Annotated in this window: 18 protein-coding genes and 1 tRNA gene; all 19 read left to right on the top strand. The window is 31.1% G+C overall.

Translation table 11 applies throughout. The features are described 5' to 3' along the window. Positions 1 to 212 precede the first annotated feature (212 nt). Positions 213 to 1,136 carry a hypothetical protein gene (locus tag ROY99_08970; protein ID MDT3696514.1) on the top strand — a complete coding sequence of 308 codons (924 nt, stop codon included), beginning with the start codon at positions 213 to 215 and terminating at the stop codon, positions 1,134 to 1,136. 17 nt (positions 1,137 to 1,153) lie between these two features. Further along, on the top strand, positions 1,154 to 1,915 hold the full coding sequence (locus ROY99_08975; protein MDT3696515.1) for a class I SAM-dependent methyltransferase: 762 nt from the start codon (positions 1,154 to 1,156) through the stop codon (positions 1,913 to 1,915). Between the two features lie 18 nt (positions 1,916 to 1,933). Continuing rightward, positions 1,934 to 3,031 carry a glycosyltransferase gene (locus tag ROY99_08980; protein ID MDT3696516.1) on the top strand — a complete coding sequence of 366 codons (1,098 nt, stop codon included), beginning with the start codon at positions 1,934 to 1,936 and terminating at the stop codon, positions 3,029 to 3,031. 19 nt (positions 3,032 to 3,050) lie between these two features. Next, a complete protein-coding gene (locus ROY99_08985; protein ID MDT3696517.1) occupies positions 3,051 to 3,389 on the top strand; it encodes a hypothetical protein in 339 nt (112 codons plus the stop codon). A gap of 9 nt (positions 3,390 to 3,398) precedes the next feature. Then, positions 3,399 to 3,533, top strand: coding sequence for a hypothetical protein (locus ROY99_08990; protein MDT3696518.1), 135 nt, complete (start codon positions 3,399 to 3,401; stop codon positions 3,531 to 3,533). An 11-nt stretch (positions 3,534 to 3,544) separates the two neighbouring features. Then, positions 3,545 to 4,558: a glycosyltransferase family 2 protein gene (locus tag ROY99_08995; protein MDT3696519.1), complete on the top strand. Its 1,014-nt coding sequence runs from the start codon at positions 3,545 to 3,547 to the stop codon at positions 4,556 to 4,558. Continuing rightward, on the top strand, positions 4,539 to 5,684 hold the full coding sequence (locus tag ROY99_09000) for a DegT/DnrJ/EryC1/StrS aminotransferase family protein (GenBank protein ID MDT3696520.1): 1,146 nt from the start codon (positions 4,539 to 4,541) through the stop codon (positions 5,682 to 5,684). The genes ROY99_08995 and ROY99_09000 overlap by 20 nt, the downstream gene beginning before the upstream one ends. Before the next feature lie 162 nt (positions 5,685 to 5,846). Continuing rightward, positions 5,847 to 7,007: a DegT/DnrJ/EryC1/StrS family aminotransferase gene (locus ROY99_09005; GenBank protein ID MDT3696521.1), complete on the top strand. Its 1,161-nt coding sequence runs from the start codon at positions 5,847 to 5,849 to the stop codon at positions 7,005 to 7,007. Positions 7,008 to 7,017: 10 nt separating this feature from the next. Further along, positions 7,018 to 7,593: a sugar transferase gene (locus tag ROY99_09010; protein ID MDT3696522.1), complete on the top strand. Its 576-nt coding sequence runs from the start codon at positions 7,018 to 7,020 to the stop codon at positions 7,591 to 7,593. A 119-nt stretch (positions 7,594 to 7,712) separates the two neighbouring features. Then, positions 7,713 to 13,469 (top strand): C25 family cysteine peptidase, encoded by a 5,757-nt coding sequence (locus tag ROY99_09015; GenBank protein ID MDT3696523.1) that lies wholly within the window; start codon positions 7,713 to 7,715, stop codon positions 13,467 to 13,469. A 41-nt stretch (positions 13,470 to 13,510) separates the two neighbouring features. Then, positions 13,511 to 15,343, top strand: a complete 1,833-nt coding sequence (gene glmS / locus ROY99_09020) for a glutamine--fructose-6-phosphate transaminase (isomerizing) (GenBank protein ID MDT3696524.1) — start codon at positions 13,511 to 13,513, stop codon at positions 15,341 to 15,343. A 63-nt stretch (positions 15,344 to 15,406) separates the two neighbouring features. Continuing rightward, positions 15,407 to 15,479, top strand: a tRNA-Phe gene (locus ROY99_09025). Between the two features lie 82 nt (positions 15,480 to 15,561). Next, complete coding sequence (locus ROY99_09030) at positions 15,562 to 17,049, top strand: hypothetical protein (GenBank protein MDT3696525.1); 1,488 nt, start codon at positions 15,562 to 15,564, stop codon at positions 17,047 to 17,049. A gap of 137 nt (positions 17,050 to 17,186) precedes the next feature. After that, positions 17,187 to 18,080: a phosphoribosylaminoimidazolesuccinocarboxamide synthase gene (locus ROY99_09035; GenBank protein ID MDT3696526.1), complete on the top strand. Its 894-nt coding sequence runs from the start codon at positions 17,187 to 17,189 to the stop codon at positions 18,078 to 18,080. Further along, entirely contained in the window at positions 18,081 to 18,395 is a 315-nt protein-coding gene (locus ROY99_09040; protein ID MDT3696527.1) for a DUF971 domain-containing protein, read from the top strand. Next, positions 18,382 to 18,987: a CDP-diacylglycerol--glycerol-3-phosphate 3-phosphatidyltransferase gene (pgsA, locus tag ROY99_09045; GenBank protein ID MDT3696528.1), complete on the top strand. Its 606-nt coding sequence runs from the start codon at positions 18,382 to 18,384 to the stop codon at positions 18,985 to 18,987. The genes ROY99_09040 and pgsA overlap by 14 nt, the downstream gene beginning before the upstream one ends. After that, on the top strand, positions 18,965 to 19,423 hold the full coding sequence (locus tag ROY99_09050; protein ID MDT3696529.1) for a phosphatidylglycerophosphatase A: 459 nt from the start codon (positions 18,965 to 18,967) through the stop codon (positions 19,421 to 19,423). Before pgsA ends, ROY99_09050 begins: the two co-directional genes overlap by 23 nt. Positions 19,424 to 19,425: 2 nt before the next feature. Next, positions 19,426 to 20,682, top strand: a complete 1,257-nt coding sequence (locus ROY99_09055) for a competence/damage-inducible protein A (protein MDT3696530.1) — start codon at positions 19,426 to 19,428, stop codon at positions 20,680 to 20,682. After that, a complete protein-coding gene (thpR, locus tag ROY99_09060; protein MDT3696531.1) occupies positions 20,675 to 21,220 on the top strand; it encodes an RNA 2',3'-cyclic phosphodiesterase in 546 nt (181 codons plus the stop codon). Before ROY99_09055 ends, thpR begins: the two co-directional genes overlap by 8 nt. Positions 21,221 to 21,229: the final 9 nt, after the last annotated feature.

Below are 21,229 nucleotides of genomic sequence, written 5' to 3' on the forward strand. Positions count from 1 at the left end.
AAAACATCAGAATTTTGTCTCGTTTATTAGTACTTTAGGCATTATCTTTACGCTTGTTTCATAAAATTATCTGCTTAATTAATTGATTAATTAAACACTTGTTTTCGCACGAATATTTGGTTAGTGAATTTTAATTGTTTAGTATCAAGGCTTTTATATAATACATTCAAATTAAAAAATCGTTGTTTTATTAAACTAAAAAAACTAATAAAATGGGAAATAATTTTATTGAAAGGTTTGAGTCTTATTTTGAACAACAACATATCAAATATTCAAAACTTGGTAATACTCTTTGGTATGATTATAATCGAGCCTTAGTTCCCATTGGTCCGGCAAAATTTGATTATAGGCTCAGTGAAGATCAATCAAAACAGTTATTATCAATGTTTCCTAAAACTCTTTTTATTAGATCGAACAACGGATTTCAGAAATTGAATTCTGCTCAATCATCATTGTGGTATGCTGTTATTAAAAATTCCTTCTTAGAAAGAGAGGAAATAAAATCTTATGAATCCAGGAAGAAAATCAAAAGAGGATTGGAATTTTGTAAGGTAGAGAGAGTTGATGCGGATTTTATAGCAAAAAAAGGTTATGATATACTTTATGCAGCAGTCAAAAGTTATAAAGGTAGAGTTAAAATATATACTGATGAAAAAGGGTTTTCTCAAAGAAATAGTGTACGAAATTTTTATCCTGAGATTTTTCACTATTGGGGGGTTTTTCATAATTCAAAACTAATTGGATATGCTGAAAATCTTATTTTTGATTCAATTGAAGCTTCTTATTCAACTATGAAATTTTTACCTGAAAAATTTTCTCTTTTCCCAACCTATGCTCTTGTTTATACTATGGATGAATATTATTTAAAAAAAAATAATTTTGAATATGTTAATGATGGCTTTAGAAATATTCTTCATGATACAAATATTCAAGGGTTTCTTATAAAGAATTTTGATTTTTTTAAACAGCCTACAGAGTTATATCTTTATTACAAGCCAATTATGAATTTGATAATTCAAACTATTTACCCGTTCAGAAACTTAATAACTTATGATAGAGGTATATTCCAAAAGATAAAAGCTATGGTTAAGTTAGAAGAAATTAGAAGAAACAGTTTAGTAAAAAAAATAATTTAATAAAATTGTGTTGTGTTATGAATAATAAAAATGTATTCAGCTCAAAAGAATTTGATAACTGGTTAGATAGAGATGGGTTGCAACCAGAAGAAAAAAAACTGATTGTAGATTATTTGGATAAAAATAAATCTACTCTCGAGGCAGGTACAGCTAGTGGAAGAATTTTGTTTGCAATGGAAAAGCTCGGGTTTACTAATTTATCTGGTTATGATTTTATTAGTGAATATATAAGTGCTGCCAAAAAAAAAAATACCAATTCAACAATTAATTTCTCAGTGCAAGACGCTACTAAATTAGATTTTGAGAATGAATTGTTTTGTCAAATTATATATCTTCAACAGATTGTTTCAACAATTGAAGAACCTGAAATGCGATTGACTGCACTTAAAGAATCATATAGGATATTGAAAAAGGGAGGCACTGCGATATTTTCATTCTTAAGTTATGAAAGCAAAAAAAACGATAGAGTATTCAAATTCATTTCACCTGTTATTAATTTTTTTAGATTCTTTAAATCAAATAAACTAAGTGAGCAATATATCCCATGGTTAAAATTTACAGGTAAAGTTAATTTTAAAGCTTTATTTGATATTGGACCCTTCAATTACTGGTTTCGTAAGCAGGAGATAATTGAATTATTAGAGAGTGTTGGATATAAAATTGAGTTTTATGGTTACCCCCAAAATATATTAAGTAATAATTCTTCCACTGAAAGTACTTTTAGAAAATGCATTGAAGAAGTCGGACATTTTTATGTGGTGTGTAAAAAAGTGTCATAAATTTTTTAATTAATAGATATGAAAGTATTATTACTATCTGATTCAGATTCACCACACACTCTTAGATGGGCTAAATCATTGCATAGTAGAGGTATAATGGTAGGAATTTTTTCAATTCATCGACCGAATCCCAAACTATACTTTGACTATCCTGATCTAAAATTATTTTCATTAAATATTTCGAGAAAAATTCAAGACAAAGCAGAGACAAACTTATCAAAACTAGTCTACCTGAAAGCAATAAGCGAGGTTAAAAAGACAATTGCTATATTTAAGCCTGATATCGTTCATGCACATTATGCTTCCAGTTATGGGTTTTTAGGGGCTATGACTAACTTTCATCCGTTTTTTATTTCAGTTTGGGGGAGTGATGTTTTTAGATTTCCAAAGTACTCTTTTTTACATAAATTTATTTTTACATTTTCAATATCAAGGGCTGATAAAATATTTTCTACAAGCAGGGTGATGAAAGCCGAAATTGAAAAGTATACTGATAAAAAGATTTTTGTTATACCTTTTGGTATTGATGTAGAAAGATTCAGACCAATTCAAGTTGAGAAAGTTTCTAATGATGATTGCATCTTGATTGGAACAATTAAAACTCTTGAGACAAGATACGGAATTGAATTTTTAATTCGTGCTTTTTCAATCTTGAAGGAAAAAAAACTGGGGAAAAAAATCAAGCTGTTAATTTGTGGTAAGGGTACTTTGCTTGATGAACTTAAGAAACTAACAGTTGAATTAGGTTTACAAGATGATACTATATTTACAGGGTACATTAATCATGATGATGTGCAGATTTATCATAATAAATTGGATATTTACGTTGCCCCATCTTTAGAGGAGAGTTTTGGTGTTGCTATACTCGAAGCCAGTGCGTGTAATAAACCAGTCGTTGTGTCCGATGTAGGCGGATTGCCTGAGGTTGTCGATCATGGAGTAACTGGTTTTATCGTTGAACCAAAGAATCCAGTTCACTTAGCTTCAGCTATTGAACAATTGATTATTGATCCTGAGTTGCGATATGAAATGGGTCGAAAGGGAAGAGAGAAGGTAACTGAAGAATATGATTGGAATAAATGTGTATCAGATATGGTGGAGCATTATGACATTTAAAAATAAATAAATTTTGAAAATGAGCATCGCTGAATTTTATTATCGTCTACTCAAGAAACCTGTACCATACTATGCCAAATATCCACTATGGTTAATAGTCTGGAAACCAATCAGGAAATATATAAATGTAGTAATAATACCAAACACACCATTTTCGAACTTGCGTATTTTATTGTATAGGTATTTAATTGGCTACAAGATTGGTAAAAATGTTTTTATTGGCATGAAATGCTACTTGGATGATCTTGAACCAAAAAATTTTACTATTGAAGATAATGTAACAATATCTTGCTGGTGCTATTTTGCTTATCACCAGATTGGACAAAAGTATTCAGGCATAAAAATTTGTAAAGGATGATATATTAGCATGCGTTTAAATATAATGGCTGGTAATGAAGGGATGATTTTTGTAGAAAACAGCATAATTGGAGCTGCTTTTTTAATAAATAAAAATATGCTATCAGATTTAAAAGCAGTTGCTGTACCAACTGAAATAATTTAGCTGATATTTGTATGGTAAAAATCTCTGTCATAATTCCATGTAGAAACGAAAAAAAATACATTATCGATTTTCTGGAAAGCGTTTTTAAGAACGATTATCCAAAAGAACTACTTGAAGTATTTATAATTGATGGCAAAAGTGTTGATGGCACTACAGAAATTCTGCAAAGATTTATTAAAGACTTTCCTATTTTTACGTTGTTAACTAATGAAAAGAAAACTGTTCCATATGCTTTGAATCAGGCAATTAAAAAGTGTACAGGTGATTACATAATTCGACTTGATGTGCATAGTAAAATTCCAGAAAATTATTTCTCAAAGTTAATTAAATCTGCAATTGAAATGGGAGCAGATAACATTGGTACAATTTGTATCACTGAAGTCAAAAACAAGAATCCCAAATCCCATGCTATTAAAAAAGTTTTAAGCAACAAAATCGGTGTTGGTAATTCATATTTCAGGATTGGTACCAAAACAGCCATTGAGGTTGATAATGTTCCTTTTGGTTGTTATAAAAAGAATGTTTTTAAAAAATATGGTTTGTTCAATAATCAATTAGTCCGAAATCAAGATATTGAACTGAATAAAAGAATAATTAAAGGCGGGGGAAAAATAATACTCTTACCTGAACCATATAGTATTTATTATGCGCGTGAAACATTTAATGATCTGGCAAAAAATAATTTTGCTACAGGATTATGGAATATCTTAACTATCTACATTACTAAAAATTTTAATTCTGTTAGTCTTAGGCATTTTATTCCATTAATATTTTTACTGTCATTATTGGTTCCACTTATTATGACTATTCTTAATGAATACTTTGGATTAATATCGTTATTAAGCTTGATAAGTTACTTTATCTTAATAATAACTGTAAGTTTAAAAAATAAAGATAATACAACAACACTTTACAACTTGATTGTTTCATTTATCGTCTTACACTTTTCATATGGTTTTGGTTCTTTGTCAGGCTTATTCAGACTGTATCTTCTATTTAAGAAAAATGAAATCGAATATTTATAAAAAATCAATTGCTTCTTTTTTAGAATGTAACCCTGAGAGAATATTCCTTTATTGGAAGGGAAGAGTTGCATTATATGCAATACTTAAAGCAATGGAATTAGATAACGATAGCGAGGTTATAATACCTGCTTTAACTTGTGTTGTCGTTCCAAATGCTTTATTATACGCTGGATTAAAACCTGTTTATATTGACGTTGAAAAAACAACTTTCAACATGAATGTATCATTGATTGAATCAGCGATTAGTAAGAAAACAAAAGTTATTGTTTGCCAGAATACTTATGGACTTTCATCAAATATTGATGAGATATTAACCATTGCAAAGAAATACAATCTTTATACTATAGAAGATTGTACACACGGTTTTGGTGGATATTACAATGGCAAACCAAATGGTTCTTATTGTGATGCTGCATTTTATTCGACTCAATGGAATAAACCATTTTCAACAGGGATAGGTGGTTTTTTGTATGTCAGTAATGATGAATTATTTTATAAGATTAAAAAACTTGAGCCTGAAAAAATAAAACCAGGAACAGCTGAGATCAGTTTATTAAGATTCTTATTAGTGTTCAGAAAATTTGCTATTAATAAATTTACTCAACCGTTATTGGTTGCATTTTACAGATTTTTAAGTAATAAGAATTTAATTCTTGGCTCAAATCAAGGAAACGAGTTAAATTCTATAGAGAAACCTGAATCGTATTTTAAAGATATTTCAAAAACACAGATTAAAGCTGGGATTAAGAGCCTTGCCCATCTTAAAGAAATAAACGAATTAAGACTGAAAAATGCAAAAGACTACACAGATTTCCTTAAATCCGAGAATAAGAATCATGTTGAAGAAAGTTACTTCAAAAATCATATGTTTCTGAAATATCCATTATTAGTAAAAAATAGAAAATTATTTAATGAATCAGCTAGAAAGATGAAAATTACTTTAGGTGATTGGTTTATATCTCCTTTACATCCAGTTGAAGATGATTTAAGTAAATGGTTTTTTGAGAGTACTAAATATCCGGTCGCCTCTCAAATCTCTAAGATCATTATCAACCTACCAACAGATATAAGAAATAATAACGGAGTTATTAAGTTTCTAAAGAAAAATTTAGAGAATATCTATTGATATTGATTTTTTATTACAATAAAACTCCATAAGACAATTTTGAAAAATTAAATATATTATTATCTTTGACTTCATTTTTGAGGAATACTAAATTATTAAGAAGTAACTTTTACTTACAGAATCTTATTATTATCTTATAACTGTAATTACAACAAAACTTTTATGAACAAAGATTACTTATTATTCCACAAACCATTTATATCTGAAGAAGAAATTAATGAAATGGTTGATACTTTACGTTCTGGCTGGCTTAGCATGGGACCCAAGACTATCAAGTTTGAAGAAGAATTTAATAAGTATATTGGTGCGAAAAAATCTGTTGCTGTTAACTCTTGGACGGCTGCTGGGCATTTAACATTAGAGGCTTTTGGAATTGAAAAAGGTGATGAAGTTATTGTCCCCACAATGACTTTTCCTGCAACAGCAGAAATTGTTTGTTATTTTGGTGCAAAACCAGTTATTGTTGATGTTGATGAAGATACTTTGAACATTTCTCTTAAAGAAATTGAAAAAGCAATAACACCAAAAACAAAAGCGATTATTCCAGTTCATTATGGCGGGCAACCCTGTGACCTTGATGAAATACAACAAATTGCAAAAGCACATAATCTTAAATTGCTCGAAGATGCTGCTCATTCCTTACCAGCAACTTATAAAGGGAAAAAAATCGGAACAATCTCAGATGTTACCTGTTTTAGTTTTTATGCCACCAAAACTCTTTCTACCGGAGAAGGTGGAATGATTTGTACCAATGACCTGGAGATTGCAGAGCGTTGTGCAATTATGCGTTTACATGGCATAAACCGAGATGCATGGAAAAGATATAGTGAGTCGGGTTCTTGGTATTATGAAGTTGTTGCTCCGGGTTACAAATATAATTTCACCGATTTGCAGGCTTCGCTTGGATTACCACAACTCAAGAAAGTTGATATGATGTGGGAATCAAGGAAGAGTATTGCAGCAAAATATTTTGAAGCGTTCAAGGATTTAGATCTAATAACATTACCTGTAATAAAAAGCGATAGAGAATCATCCTGGCATCTTTTCCCAGTCAGGTTAAATCTTAATATGTTGACAAAAAATCGTGCTCAGATTATTGAAGAATTAAAAGCTAATAATGTTGGTGTTGGTGTTCATTTTATGCCTGTTCATCAGCATCTTTATTATAGTGAAACATTTAATTTGGACGATAAAAATTATCCAGTAGCATCTGCAGCTTTCCCAAGATTAGTATCTTTACCAATATATCCCGGTATGACTGAACAAAGTGTAGAAAAAGTTATTACAGTAGTTAGAGAAGTTTTAAATAAGTATAGAAGATAAACTTTCTTTTATGGGAAAACAGGGAAGTTCCTTAAAAAGATTTACTGATATAGTTATTAGTATATTAACTATTATTATTACGTCGCCAATCTTATTAATTTCTGCATTAATAATAAAAATTGATTCTAAAGGTCCGGTGTTTTTTTTCCATGAACGAACAGGTCTGAATGGTAAGCCATTTAAGATGATGAAATTTCGTGGAATGATTGACAATGCGTTATTGCACGGTCCAGGTATCACACAAGTTAATGATCCAAGAATTACAAGAGTTGGCAAAATTTTAAGAAGAACTAGTATTGATGAATTACCTCAGCTTTTTAATGTATTAAAAGGAGAGATGAGTATAATCGGACCAAGACCTGAAATTACAAGCATAACATCTTCATATTCAAAAGAGCATCAAAAAGTATTTGACTTTTTACCAGGCATAACCGGCATATCACAGATCAATGGAAGACAGACTTTAACACCTGAGCAAAGAAATAAAATGGAGATTGAGTATTACAGTAATGAAACATTCTGGAAAGATCTCAGGATATTCTTTGTAACATTTTGGGTAATTGTAACAAACAAAGGAAATATTTAATTTCTAATGATCATTAGGTCATTAAAGGGTATATCAGTTTTTTTTGACCTTGTTTGGGTTTTATATAAAACCTAATTTTTTACAAACCTTATTAACTTTATTTATTCGGGCAAACAATTATGAAAAATTATCTTATTATACTTTTGTCTATTTTATTTTTTCAAAATGTTGTACTCTGTCAGTCGTTATCTCGAGATTATAAAGTAATTGAATCCAATGAAGATTATTTAATTCTGGAATTCAATTTTGAAAATGATTTTAATATAGAAGATTTTTTCATTGATGGAATAAAATTCACAAAAATTATCGACCCGATATATCCGATTCAAGACCCTGGCAATCCTTATTTACCCACAAGATATTATAATATTGGTATCCCTTTGAATTCTGATGCTAAGGTTACGATTCTTGATGAAAAAAAGGATTTTATTAAAGATAAATTCATAATTGCTGTTCCTGATTCTGCTGATCAACCCTACAAAAACCTACGATACAATCAAAACGTTTACGGTGTCAATAGTTATTTTCCTGCTAATTCAGTGAGCATTAATTCAACAGCAATTTTCAGATATTTAAAGACGGCTTCGTTATTCATTTCTCCTTTCCAATTCAATCCGGTTGAAAGAACATTAATTCATAATAAATGGATCCGTATAAGGATTGATTATAAACAGGATATTTCAATTACAGAAAATATTATCCCTGTTCATGATAATATGACTGATGACTACATAAGATATAATTTGGTTAATCCTGATGCAGCTTTAACTTTTACCGGAAAAATTAATCAATCTGCAAATAGAATCACTGATAATTATTGGTACAGTCCAAATAAAAACTATTATAAGATTTATCTAAACAAAAAAGGTGTTTACAGAGTAACCTATGATCAACTTATCGCTGCAGGAATTTCTCCTTCAAGTGGAATACAAGATGGAAAACTTGAGATTTATAACGATGGTTTATCTTTACCAATAGATATTGTTGATATTCAACAAGATGGTGTATTCAATTCTGGAGACTATTTTCAATTTGTTGGAAAACCAGCTACACCAGTTGATCAATACACAAGGATGAATATTTATAATACTTCAAATGTCTATTGGTTCTCTTATCAAGCTGATTCAGTAAATAATTATAAACATAAACAAGCTCATGGTAGTAGTAATATTACTCCTCTTATTACAAATACTGTTGAAACACTTCGTTGGGAAAAGGATACACTGTATCAAAAATTAGGTTATGCTGATGATAATAAAAGAGATTATTGGTTTTGGAACTGGGCTTCGGCGAGGTATCGTGCTCCTTTTAGAGATTTTGCATATTGGATTACCGACAGTCTGGCTTATAGAATTGTTGACTCTAAACCTCAATCGAAAATAAGAGTTGGTATGCATGGCTTAAGCAATGTTAGTTGTGTTGGAGGAAATGGTCATGATGCTTCAATAAAACTTAACGGTGTTACACTTGGTGTGCAGCAGTGGAATGGACAAAAATCAACTGTATTTGAGAAAGATATATATTTGGCTAGGTTTTCTTCTGTAGGAAGCGATACAGTTCAACTTAATTCGGATTCTCAAAAATTTGAGGTAATACTTTATGGAAATATATGTCCAGATGTATCCTTTGATGAAGTTTTAATTAATTATTTTGAGATAGATTATTGGCGTTGGAACAGAACTTATCCGAACTATTATTACTTTAAAAGCCCTCCAAATGATTTTCAGGAAAACAGATATTATCTTTTTGGATGGCAAAGAGATAATATGAAGATATATGTACCTTCGCGAAGTACTTTGTTAGTTAATCCATATATACCAAATGATAATGATAAAAGTGCTTACTTTAATGATACAATAACAGTTCAAACTGAATATTATTGTATAGCTGATGATTATTACTTAAGTGTAGATTCAATAAGACAAAGCTATTCATCAGACTTACGAAATACTAATAATGGTGCAGATTATATAATAATAACTCACAAGAATTTTTTACCAGCAGCCGAAAGACTTGCCGACTACAGATTGAATAATATTAAAGGTATATCAGAACCGAGGACGAAAGTTGTTGAAATTACAGATGTATATAATGAATTTTCTTATGGTTTATTGAATCCCTGGGCTTTGCAAAATTTTGTTAAATATGCTTACGAAAATTGGCAGTCTCCTGCTCCCCAATATATAGTACTTATGGGAGACATGAGTTATGATTATCGAAAGATTTTTCCAGAAAGCAAAGAAAATTTTATACCTTCCATTCCTTATCACTCAATGTTATATGGGCAGGCTCCAAGTGATAATGCTATTGTTACAGTTGTGGGTAATGATATTGTACCGGATTTAGCTATTGGTAGAATTTCCTGTGAAACTCTGGAAGAGGCAAATGTTTTAGTTGATAAAATAATCAACTATCCTGCTGATCCAGGTAAAGAGTGGAAACAAAACGTTTTGCTTTTATCTTCAGGTCTATCAGCAGAAGATGAAAATCAATTTGGATTTAACGACAAAAACATCATACTTGAAAACACATATTTGAAACCAAGTGGTATAAAAGCTACTAAAATATTCAGATATCCAAACAAACCAGATTATATCCCATTCCAGGGAGAAGGTCCGGATATCAGGAGAGAAATTGATAATGGAGCAGTTGTTGTTAGTTATTATGGGCATGGCGGGGGATTGCAATGGGATCTTGTCTTCACTAACAATGATATCCTTGAACTTAGGAATGGAAATAAAATGCCTTTTGTTGTTAGCGTAACATGTTATACAGCCCATTATGATAATCAGGAAATTTTTGGTGAAATCTTTAACTCATTACCTGATAGAGGCAGTATTGCATTTTTTGGTAGTTCCGGAGTTACGTTTTGGCCAACCACTGCAAATTTTAATCAGGAACTTTTCAACCATATCTTTACTCAGAAAGAATATATTATTGGTAAGGCAATTAACCATGCTAAATTAAATCAATCTTATGGTGCTATGATTGCGCTTTTAACTTTACTTGGTGACCCAGCCTTGGAATTAGCTTTACCCGACAAACCTGATTTTGTTATAAAATCCTCAGATATAAAAATTGATCCAACTAATCCGCTCGTTAATGATTCTGTTTCTGTTAAATTAACTATACATAATTTTGGCAGATCATTTCCTAATGATACATTAACAGTAAAATTGTATGAAAATATAATATCAGATACTACTGTAATTGACACTTATTACTTGTCAAATTTCGGAGAAGTGGATTCAACTATTTTTGTGTGGGTTCCAACTGAGCCAGGATTAAAAACATTGATAGCAACAGTTAATGAGGATAATAGAGTCCTTGAAGATGATCATTCTGATAACACAGCTTCAAATTCATTTAGTGTGTTTGATTTTGGTGAACCTAATATTATTAAACCTGTAAACGGATATTTTTCAAATGATGACAGCCTAGAATTTGTAATTGCAGATATTGGACTATACTTCGATAGAGATTTTAATTATTTGATTCAGATAAATAACAACTTAAATTTTGCTGGTCAGTTACTAATACAATCACCAGTATTAAAAGCTACTAATGGGATTGTTCGATGGAAATCTGGTTCTTTTGCTCCAGGTGAATATTTTTGGCGGGCAGTTATTTATGATAATGTTGATACTAATTTTAACTCTCCAAGAATCTTTACCATTACAAATCAACAAGGGAAAGGATATATAGCTCAAGTTGAACAATTAAAAATGTTTGATGTTGTGAACATGGATTATTCGGAAAGTTTTGCAGGACTGATTCTTAATACTCAGCTTAAACCTCCCTATCCAAGTCCAAAGTTTTTGTTGGATTCAATTTACTTTGATATTCCTCCTGATGATACTAAACCATCAATCTTTACAACTGATGGTTCCTATTTTTATTTTGGTACATTGCCCCCGTTTAATAATTGGTCAAAAACAAAAATATACAAAATTGGAACCGGAATTAATGGCACGAATGCCGGAGAAAATTATGGACCGATACCCAATTTGGAGTTATACATATATGGGAATTTAATGGTTCATCAAGGTTTTCTTTACAGTTGTACTGGAGCAACTGATAGGTTAACTAAAATTGATATAAATTCCGGTGACACCTCAATCGTTATAATTCCTGATAGTCTCTTGGTTTCTCTAAATAAACCAACACAAATTGGTGGAGTCTATCTTTATTCTGACGGGCAGTATGTATATAATTTGGGTATAGGTACTTGGAAATACCCTGGTAAATTCGTTTTGCGAAAATTTGATCCTCAGAATAGTTGGAATATTGTTGGGAATGATCTTGTTTTAGGTGGATTTACAATGCCATTAGTTGTTAGTTTTATTATAAGTCAAAATCACATTATAATATATGAAAATCAGAACCTCAAAACACTACAGAGATATAGTTTAGTTGATGGTTCATTTGAAGACGAATGGGTATATGCACTGAAGATCAAAGATTTTTATGCGATTTCCTATGATCATCAGAATGATTTTGTTTACTTTAATACTTTCAGACCAGGTAATACCCCTTACATTCCTGCGTTCTTTAAATATCATGGAACTTATGTAGAAGCCAATGGCAGGATTACTTCGCAAGAAATTGGTCCAGCTTCTAAATGGAATAATTTGCTGTTTAATATAGATCAAACTAATTCAAACGGTGTTTACAAATCTTATTTATTAGGGAAAAGAAAAAGCAACTCTGAATGGGTGATGATTGATTCATTATTTCAAGCTGGTTATGATTTATCAAATATTAATGTTAATGACTTTAATTTCATCAAGCTCAGATTTGATCTTGCAGACTCTTCTTTTGGAGCCGGTGAACCTATGAAGTTCAATTCACTTAAAGTGAACTATGAATATTTACCCGAGATTTCGGTAATTCCGAATAATTTTACATTCATACCGGACTCTATGCTGCACGGTTTACCTGTTCAAATGGACTTTAAAGTTAATAATGTTGGTTATATAAAGGCTGATAGTGTAAGATTGGATTTCTATCATAATCTTACTGATACAATTTTCTATTCAACTTATGTAAATGTTGACGCTGATTCTTCTTCAAGTATAACACACACTATATCAACAAATAATTTATTATATACTGCACCTGTTTCTACAATTGACGTTAAAGTAATTGCCACACCTAAACACGAAGAATACTACACATTTAATAATATGACTAATAATTATTTTTATGTGATTAGAGATTCTGCTAAACCAATATTCAATATTACATTTGATGGAAAAGAAATTATAAATGGAGACATTATTTCATCTGAGCCAGAGGTTGTTATAACTCTTGAAGATAATAGTCCACTACAACTTGATAGTACATTCTTTACAATAGTTCATACTTTTAAAAATGTACCTAAGATCATTAAAATACCAGGACCCGATATTAAATATGAATATACTCCATTCCCAAACTCTAAGGCTGTTGTAACATGGACTCCAAAATTAGAAGACGGAAGACATGTTCTTGAAGTATTAGCTAAAGATGCCTCAGGCAACTTCTTTGATTCTACTTCTTCAAGGTCTGTATTTAATGTTTATAACAATCCCGATTTGTTACAAGTTTACAACTATCCAAATCCATTTTCGGACAATACCTATTTTACATTTGAGATAAGAGGTGCTATGCCGCCAGAAGAATTAAAAATTAAAATTTTTACTGTGGCAGGAAGATTGATAAAAGAATTTGATCTTAACTCATCAGCTTTACAAATTGGGTTTAACAGGATCTTTTGGGATGGTAAGGATCAGGATGGTGATGATATTGCGAATGGTTTATATTTTTATAAAATTATCTCAAAACATGGTGATGAAACCAAAACTACTATTCAAAAGCTGGCTAAAGTTAAGTAGTTTTTGCTGAAATAATTTCAAATTAAGGAGTAACTTTTTAGATGTGTGGAATTGTTGGTTATGTGGGCAGTAAGAATTGTGTCCCAATCTTAATTAACGGATTAAAAAGACTTGAGTACCGCGGATACGACTCTGCTGGTATTGGTATTGTTAACCATAATTCTATAACTATCGTCAAAAACAAAGGGAAAGTTAGTCTGCTTGAACAAAAGGTTGATAAGTTAGATCTGGGATCAGAAATTGGACTTGGGCATACAAGATGGGCAACGCATGGTATCCCAAATGAATTGAATGCACACCCGCACTCGAATGAAGATCAGACAATTTTTTTAATCCATAATGGAATAATTGAAAACTATCAGGTACTTAAAAAAGGGCTGCAGTCTTTTGGCTATGAGTTTAAAAGCGAAACTGATTCTGAAGTATTAGTACATCTGATAGATAGTTTTACAAAGCGCGGTCACGATATAACTAAATCTGTTCAACTTGCACTTCACGAAGTTGAGGGGACTTATGGATTGGCTGTAATCTCATCTAAAGAACCTGATAAAATAATTGCTGCCCGAAAAGGCTCTCCTTTGGTTGTTGGTATTGGAGATAATGAAAATTTTTTAGCATCTGATGTTTCGGCTATACTTTCTTATACTAAACAAATTGTATATCTGGAAGATGGTGAAATTGCTGTTATCAAAAAAAATGAGTTTACAGCTAAAACAGCCTTTGATAATGAAATTGAAAAAGAAATACATGAAATCTCTATGACACTTGATGAGATTGACCGGGGCGGCTATGCTCATTTTATGTTAAAAGAGATAATGGAACAACCGGAAGCTTTGCGCAATTCAATTAGAGGAAGAATTATTGATGAAGATGGTAGGGCAATTTTAGGCGGATTGAGAGATGTAGTTGATAAACTTGCGGATTCTAAAAGAATTATTCTTACAGCCTGTGGCACATCCTGGCATGCAGGATTAGTTGGTGAGTATATGTTTGAACAATTTTGCAGGGTTCCAACAGAAGTTGAATATGCTTCCGAATTCAGATATCGTAATCCTGTTATTGAAAAAGAAGACGCAGTATTTTTCATCTCTCAAAGCGGTGAAACAGCTGATACTTTAGCTGCATTAAAAGAAGCAAAAATTAAAGGAGCATTAGTTTTAGGAATTTGCAATGTTGTAGGCAGTTCAATAGCAAGAGAAACTCAAGCCGGTGTTTATACACATGCCGGTCCAGAAATTGGCGTAGCTTCTACAAAAGCATTTACTACACAATTGACAGTATTAGCCTTAATTTCTCTTTTAATTGCACGAAAGAAAAATTTGAGTAAAGTTGATGGACAGCAGATTGCAAGTGAATTAAAACTTATACCAGAAAAGGTGGAAGAAATTTTAAAGTTAAATCTGCAAATTGAAAAGATAGCTGAAGAATTTAAGGATGCATCAAACTTTCTTTATCTTGGCAGAGGATACAATTTTCCGGTTGCATTGGAAGGTGCACTGAAATTAAAAGAAATTTCCTATATCCATGCTGAAGGTTATCCGGCAGCGGAAATGAAGCATGGACCAATTGCGTTGATTGATGAAAATATGCCAGTTGTATTCATTGCCCCCAAAGACTCAACTTATGAAAAGATTGTCAGTAATATTCAGGAAGTAAAAGCAAGAGGTGGTAGAATAATTTCAATTATTACTGAAGAAGATGAGCATATAAATAAATTAGTTGATTATAAAATTAAAATTCCAAGTACTATTAGAATGCTAATGCCAATCCTTACTGTCATTCCTCTTCAATTATTAGCCTACCATATTGCAGTTAAAAAAGGATTAAATGTAGATCAACCAAGAAATCTTGCAAAAAGTGTAACAGTTGAATAGAATATTTGAGATATTTTTTGTGATTTTGCAGATTTTCCATATTTTTACGCCACTAATTTTTAAGGGCAGGTAGCTCAGTCGGTAGAGCAAAGGACTGAAAATCCTTGTGTCGGCGGTTCAATTCCGTCCCTGCCCACATCTTATAATTGAGAATTATTATCACTCCAGATCTAATGATTATTATTTGTTAGACTTTTATACTCTGAAAATGGTTAAGGATGTTTGAAAGAGTTTTTGAAAGTATTAAAAAAGATAAGAATCTGATTTTTATTCCTTTTCTCACGTTCTTTGTTAGGGCAATTATATTTTATTTTATTCCTAACACCTATGAAGACGCTTTTATAACATTTAAATATTCTGAAAATCTTGCAAATGGCTTTGGGTTGGTTTATAACATTGGTGAAAAAGTATATGGAACAACGACACCATTTTTTGCAATAATACTTGCTTTCTTTAAATATTTTGGCATTTCTTGTATAATTTCTTCTTTGGTGATAAACCTGATATCCGAAAGTATTACTTCTTTATTCGTGTATAAATATCTTAAGAACTATACAAATGAATTAATTTCATTTTTTATTACACTACTTTTCGTTTTTTCACCTTCAAATATTAGTTGGTCCATTCAAGGAATGGAAACCGCATTTTTCGGAATGTTAATAGCAGCTTCATTTTTTTCACTTTACAAAAAAAAGTTGTTTTTAGCTTTTCTCTTTGCATTTTTGAGTGCGATAACAAGAATTGATGGATTAAGTGTTGTATTTATTATTTTTCTTTTTTCGTTTATCGAGAATAAATTTTCTATCTTCAAGTTTTTCACTGTTCCATTTCTAATCTTTATAGCTTGGTTGATTTTCTTACAAATATATTTTGGTAATTTTCTCCCTAATTCAATGTTAGCAAAACTAATTTTATATTCAGGGCACAGTAAATCGATGCTTCCGAATTTAAGTGTTGTATTATCAAAGTATTTTTTATCAGGTTATTATTCGAGCGCTCTTATTACTGTTCTTTTTATTACTGGAATTTACTTTACTTTAAAAAAAAGAATCAAACTTTTACCTATGATAGCTTGGTTCTTTATCTATTATTCTGCCTTGATAATATCTAAAACACAAATACATGGCTGGTATTTAATTCCACCTTTATTTGTTTTTCTTATTGTTTCAGGAATTGGAATTTTTTCTATATATAACATTTTGTTAAAAAACTTTTCCAGATATCAAAAACTATTGAATGCTTTTGTTGTTGTATTTGTTATTTTATCTTCTGCGTTTGCTCTGAAGTTGAAGATAGAGCAAATGAACTTTGAATTAAGCTATGAAGAAACTGTTAGGATACCTATTGGAAAATATCTTAATAAATATACACCAATAAGTTCTACTGTATTTTTAGAACCGATAGGAGTTATCGGATATTATTCAAATAGATACATATATGACGATAGTGCTCTGATCAGTCCAATATTTTTAGAAATAAATCGTCTTACATACAACGCATCTTCAGTTTATAAGAAAATTGAGTTGGTAAAACCTGATTATTTGGTTCTTCGTAATAGAGACCTTGAGGATTTTTACACCTCAACAAATCTCCTCAAAGAATATGAAAAGATTAAGAGTTTTAAAGATACCGTGTGGTTTAAAGAAAATTCTCCCCTTAGTATGACTATTTTTGAAAGAATTATTAAAAATAACCAAGCTAATTAATTGAATTTTCTGTTTTATAGTAAATAACCTTTTGTACTTATTTTATCTATATTCTATTGTTCCTTAAAAAAGCTAATAACTGATTGATAAGTTCTTACTACCTACATATATTTATCTATCAATTACAATGGATTTAAATGAAAGATAATGTAATCCTCGAAACAAATTTCCCTAACCTAAAGTTCTTTAAAAAAGGTAAAGTTAGAGACCTTTATGATTTAGGTGATTATTATTTAATAGTTTCAACAGATCGTTTGTCTGCATTTGATGTGATAATGGCACAGGGAATTCCTTTTAAGGGAAAAGTACTTAACAGGATTTCTGAGTTTTGGTTTAATCATACCAAACAAATTATTAAAAACCATCTTATAACTACTGATGTAAATAAATTTCCTGATGAATGTCTTCAGTATTCTGATGTTCTTAAAGGCAGAAGTATGCTTGTTAAGAAAACACATATAATTCCAATTGAGAGTGTAGTCAGAGGTTATATCACAGGCTCCGGCTGGGCAGATTACAAAAAATCCGGTGAAGTATGTGGAATTAAATTACCCGAAGGAATGGTAGAATCAGAAAAATTTTCAGAACCGCTATTTACTCCTTCAACCAAAGCTGAAATTGGCTTACACGATGAAAATATTTCAGAACAAAAGGCTGTGGAAATTGCTGGTGCTGATACAATAAAGTTTATCAAAGAAAAGACGATTGAGATTTATAAAAGTGCTGTTAATTTTGCCCTTGGTAAAGGTATTATAATTGCCGATACGAAAATGGAATTTGGAAGAGTTGGAAATGAAATAATCTTGGTGGATGAGTTATTAACTCCCGATTCTTCAAGATTCTGGCCTTTGGATAAATATGAAAAGGGAAAATCACAGGAAAGTTTTGATAAACAATTTGTACGTGATCATTTGGTATCAGTTAAATTTAATAAACAACCACCGCCGCCGATGCTGCCACAAGTTATTATAAATAAAACAAGTGAAAAATATCTGGAAGCACTTAAAATGCTTACTGGTGAAAGTTTGTGAATGCAGCCTAAAAAAATAAAATTAATTGATGGAACTAATCTGAAGATTCTTTGGAGTGATGGAGTTGAAGAATCTTTAAGTTTAAAAGAATTAAGGAAACACTGTCCTTGTGCTACTTGTACTGCGGAAAGAGATAAACAAGGGAAAAAATTTATACCATTGTATGTTGAAAATCAGGTGAGTGTCAGATCTATCAGCCAGGTAGGAAATTATGCAATTCAAATAAGATGGCAGGATGGGCATGATACAGGAATTTATGAGTACAAATTTTTAAGAAGTTTTAACTCTGCTGGAGCAAGATATGACTCTGCCTAATCAACTAACAATATTAAGAATCATATTAACACCAGTGTTCTTATTTTTTTTTCTTTCAGATGATAGCACTTATATTCAAATTTCTTTGGGGATATATATAATCGCTGCTCTTACTGATTGGTATGATGGATGGCTTGCAAGAAAATTTAATTATATAACTGAATGGGGAAAATTTTGGGATCCGCTTGCAGATAAGATTTTAACATCTGCTGCATTCATTGGATTTGTTTTAGTTGGCTTTTTGCAATTATGGATGGTGGTCCTGGTAATTATTAGAGATTTATTGATAACGTTATTAAGAATATATGCTGAAAACCGAGGCTATAATTTTGTTACAAGCTATTATGCAAAATGGAAAACTGTATTTCAAATGGTGTTCCTTTATTATCTGCTTCTTCTTTATGTTGGATTACATACTACACAGATTGTGAATGATTATCAGGATCTTCTTAAAATCCTTTCAAATCATAAATTTATCTATTCTACAATGCTGATAATCACTGTTATTACTGTTCATTCAGGTGTATCTTACATAGTGAAAAACAAACACTTAATTGCAAAGTTATTTAATGAAACCAATAAACTTGTTTGAAAAAATTGTTGGTTCAGGTTTGTATACCGGTTATGTCCCATTTGCTTCAGGAACTTTTGGAAGCATAGTTGCTGTCCTGTTTTATCTTATTCCAGGTTTTGAAAATTATTATGTTATTATTCCGTCAATAATAGTTTTATTTATTTATGGTATCTATGTTTCAGGCAAATTTGAAAAACAATATGGTAAAGACCCTTCTCAATGTACAGTAGATGAAATTGTCGGTACCTGGATTTCATTTACTTTACTTCCCAAAAAAATACTAGTAATTGTGTTTGCATTTTTCTTATGGCGTTTATTAGATATCGTTAAACCTTTTCCTGCCAGAAATTCTGAAAAATTATCCGGAGGTTTGGGAATTATGTTAGACGATGTTATTTCAGGTATTTATACTCTAATAATTATTCATTTAACTGTTTACTTTGGAGTACTATAAAAATGAAAGCTTATTTAATCTCAATTGGGGATGAATTATTAATTGGTCAAACTGTAAATTCAAATGCTGCCTTTATAGGCGCTCAGTTATCCGAAAATAATGTTTCAATTATTAAGTCATCGGTAATCAGCGATGATATTAAAACAATTATTAATGAAATTAATCTTGCGGTATCCACTGCAGATTTAGTAATATGTACCGGCGGTCTTGGTCCCACAGTTGATGATGTAACCCGATCAGCAGTTGTTCAATATTTTAATACCGAATTAGTCTTCAATGAACAAGCCTTTGAAGATATTAAATCTATGTTTGAAAGAAGAGGCAGGGAATTAAAGGATGTTCATAAAGATCAGGCAATGGTTCCTAAAAACGCAATTATTATCAGAAATGAGAAAGGAACGGCACCTGGATATTGGATTGAAGAAAATAGTAAGATCATAATTGTAATGCCCGGTGTACCTTATGAAATGAAGGCAATGGTTACAAATTTTATTATTCCAAAACTGGTTGATTATATTGGTAAACCAAATGAATACATTAAGAAAATTACACTTCAAACTACTGGATTACCGGAATCTTCTTTGGCTGAAAGACTTGGAGATTTAAACGAACTGCTCGGTGAAGCCAAGCTGGCTTTTTTACCTAATCAATACGGTGTCAGACTTAGAGTAACCGTTAAATCAACTGAAGAAGAAATTGCAAATAATTTACTTTCCGAAATTGAGCAAAAGCTTAGAAGTAAAATTGGACGTTATGTTTATGGCAGAGGTGATGATACACTCGAAGAAGTTGTTGGAAGACTGTTAAAAGAGCGTGAACTTAGAATTGCAACTGCTGAATCCTGCACCGGCGGCGGGTTGGGTGATAGAATAACCAATATCAGCGGAAGCAGCAAATATTATGAAAGAGGAGTAATAACTTACAGCAATGCTGCTAAGGTTGAATTGCTAAAAGTTAATGAAGATATTATGGCTGAAAAAGGTGCAGTTTCGGCTGAAGTTGCAATGCAAATGGCTGAAGGTGTAAAATCTGTAAGCGGCTGTGATATAGGAATTTCTTTAACCGGAATTTTGGGACCTTTGGGAGGTGTAACCGGTAAACCTGTGGGAACTGTGTATATCGGTTTTTGTGATGATAAACTGTGTACTGCAAAACGATTTCAGTTTGGTGAAGACAGAATTTTAAATAAAAACCGTGCAACACAAGCTGCACTCGAAATGATTCGAAGAAGTTTACTTGGAATTCCATTTGATGAATAGACTTTTTATTTCATTAAATATTCCCAATAATGTGATTGATAAGCTTACTGAATTAAAAAATTTATGTTCAGATGAAAAAGAATTGAAATGGGAACCGAAAGAAAAACTTCATTTAACTTTGAGATTCATTGGAAATGTTGATCAGGAAAAGACTACTGAATTGATAGACCGGTTAAAGATTATTAGTGATTGTTCGGCTATTAAATGCTCTCTTGAAAAATTTGATTTCTTTTTCAGAGATTCTGTTCCATCAATTCTATGGGCTGGATTAAAAATTGATGAAACTATAATAAAGGTGATCAGACAAATAGATGGTGTTCTTGAAAATCTTTCCATCAGTTTTGATAAAAAGAAATTTATGCCACATATTACATTAATCAGATTTAGAAAAGATCCTGGAATTAACTTTGTTAACACATTCAAAAACTTTAGTTTTGAACCAATTGTATTTCAGGCGAATTCAATTACACTTTTTAACAGTGTCTTAAAACCAAAAGGCTCTGTTTATTATGAAATGAAAAAATACTTTTTAAAATAATTGGAGATA

The sequence above is a fragment of the Ignavibacterium sp. genome (genome assembly GCA_032027145.1).
Taxonomy (GTDB): Bacteria; Bacteroidota; Ignavibacteria; order Ignavibacteriales; family Ignavibacteriaceae; genus IGN3.

What these genes read in the sequence shown, in the direction of transcription:
- ROY99_08970 (MDT3696514.1), top strand. Translation starts at nt 213, where the DNA reads ATGGGAAATAATTTTATTGAAAGGTTTGAGTCTTATTTTGAACAACAA.
- ROY99_08975 (MDT3696515.1), top strand. Translation starts at nt 1,154, where the DNA reads ATGAATAATAAAAATGTATTCAGCTCAAAAGAATTTGATAACTGGTTA.
- ROY99_08980 (MDT3696516.1), top strand. Translation starts at nt 1,934, where the DNA reads ATGAAAGTATTATTACTATCTGATTCAGATTCACCACACACTCTTAGA.
- ROY99_08985 (MDT3696517.1), top strand. Translation starts at nt 3,051, where the DNA reads ATGAGCATCGCTGAATTTTATTATCGTCTACTCAAGAAACCTGTACCA.
- ROY99_08990 (MDT3696518.1), top strand. Translation starts at nt 3,399, where the DNA reads ATGCGTTTAAATATAATGGCTGGTAATGAAGGGATGATTTTTGTAGAA.
- ROY99_08995 (MDT3696519.1), top strand. Translation starts at nt 3,545, where the DNA reads ATGGTAAAAATCTCTGTCATAATTCCATGTAGAAACGAAAAAAAATAC.
- ROY99_09000 (MDT3696520.1), top strand. Translation starts at nt 4,539, where the DNA reads ATGAAATCGAATATTTATAAAAAATCAATTGCTTCTTTTTTAGAATGT.
- ROY99_09005 (MDT3696521.1), top strand. Translation starts at nt 5,847, where the DNA reads ATGAACAAAGATTACTTATTATTCCACAAACCATTTATATCTGAAGAA.
- ROY99_09010 (MDT3696522.1), top strand. Translation starts at nt 7,018, where the DNA reads ATGGGAAAACAGGGAAGTTCCTTAAAAAGATTTACTGATATAGTTATT.
- ROY99_09015 (MDT3696523.1), top strand. Translation starts at nt 7,713, where the DNA reads ATGAAAAATTATCTTATTATACTTTTGTCTATTTTATTTTTTCAAAAT.
- glmS (MDT3696524.1), top strand. Translation starts at nt 13,511, where the DNA reads ATGTGTGGAATTGTTGGTTATGTGGGCAGTAAGAATTGTGTCCCAATC.
- ROY99_09030 (MDT3696525.1), top strand. Translation starts at nt 15,562, where the DNA reads ATGTTTGAAAGAGTTTTTGAAAGTATTAAAAAAGATAAGAATCTGATT.
- ROY99_09035 (MDT3696526.1), top strand. Translation starts at nt 17,187, where the DNA reads ATGAAAGATAATGTAATCCTCGAAACAAATTTCCCTAACCTAAAGTTC.
- ROY99_09040 (MDT3696527.1), top strand. Translation starts at nt 18,081, where the DNA reads ATGCAGCCTAAAAAAATAAAATTAATTGATGGAACTAATCTGAAGATT.
- pgsA (MDT3696528.1), top strand. Translation starts at nt 18,382, where the DNA reads ATGACTCTGCCTAATCAACTAACAATATTAAGAATCATATTAACACCA.
- ROY99_09050 (MDT3696529.1), top strand. Translation starts at nt 18,965, where the DNA reads ATGAAACCAATAAACTTGTTTGAAAAAATTGTTGGTTCAGGTTTGTAT.
- ROY99_09055 (MDT3696530.1), top strand. Translation starts at nt 19,426, where the DNA reads ATGAAAGCTTATTTAATCTCAATTGGGGATGAATTATTAATTGGTCAA.
- thpR (MDT3696531.1), top strand. Translation starts at nt 20,675, where the DNA reads ATGAATAGACTTTTTATTTCATTAAATATTCCCAATAATGTGATTGAT.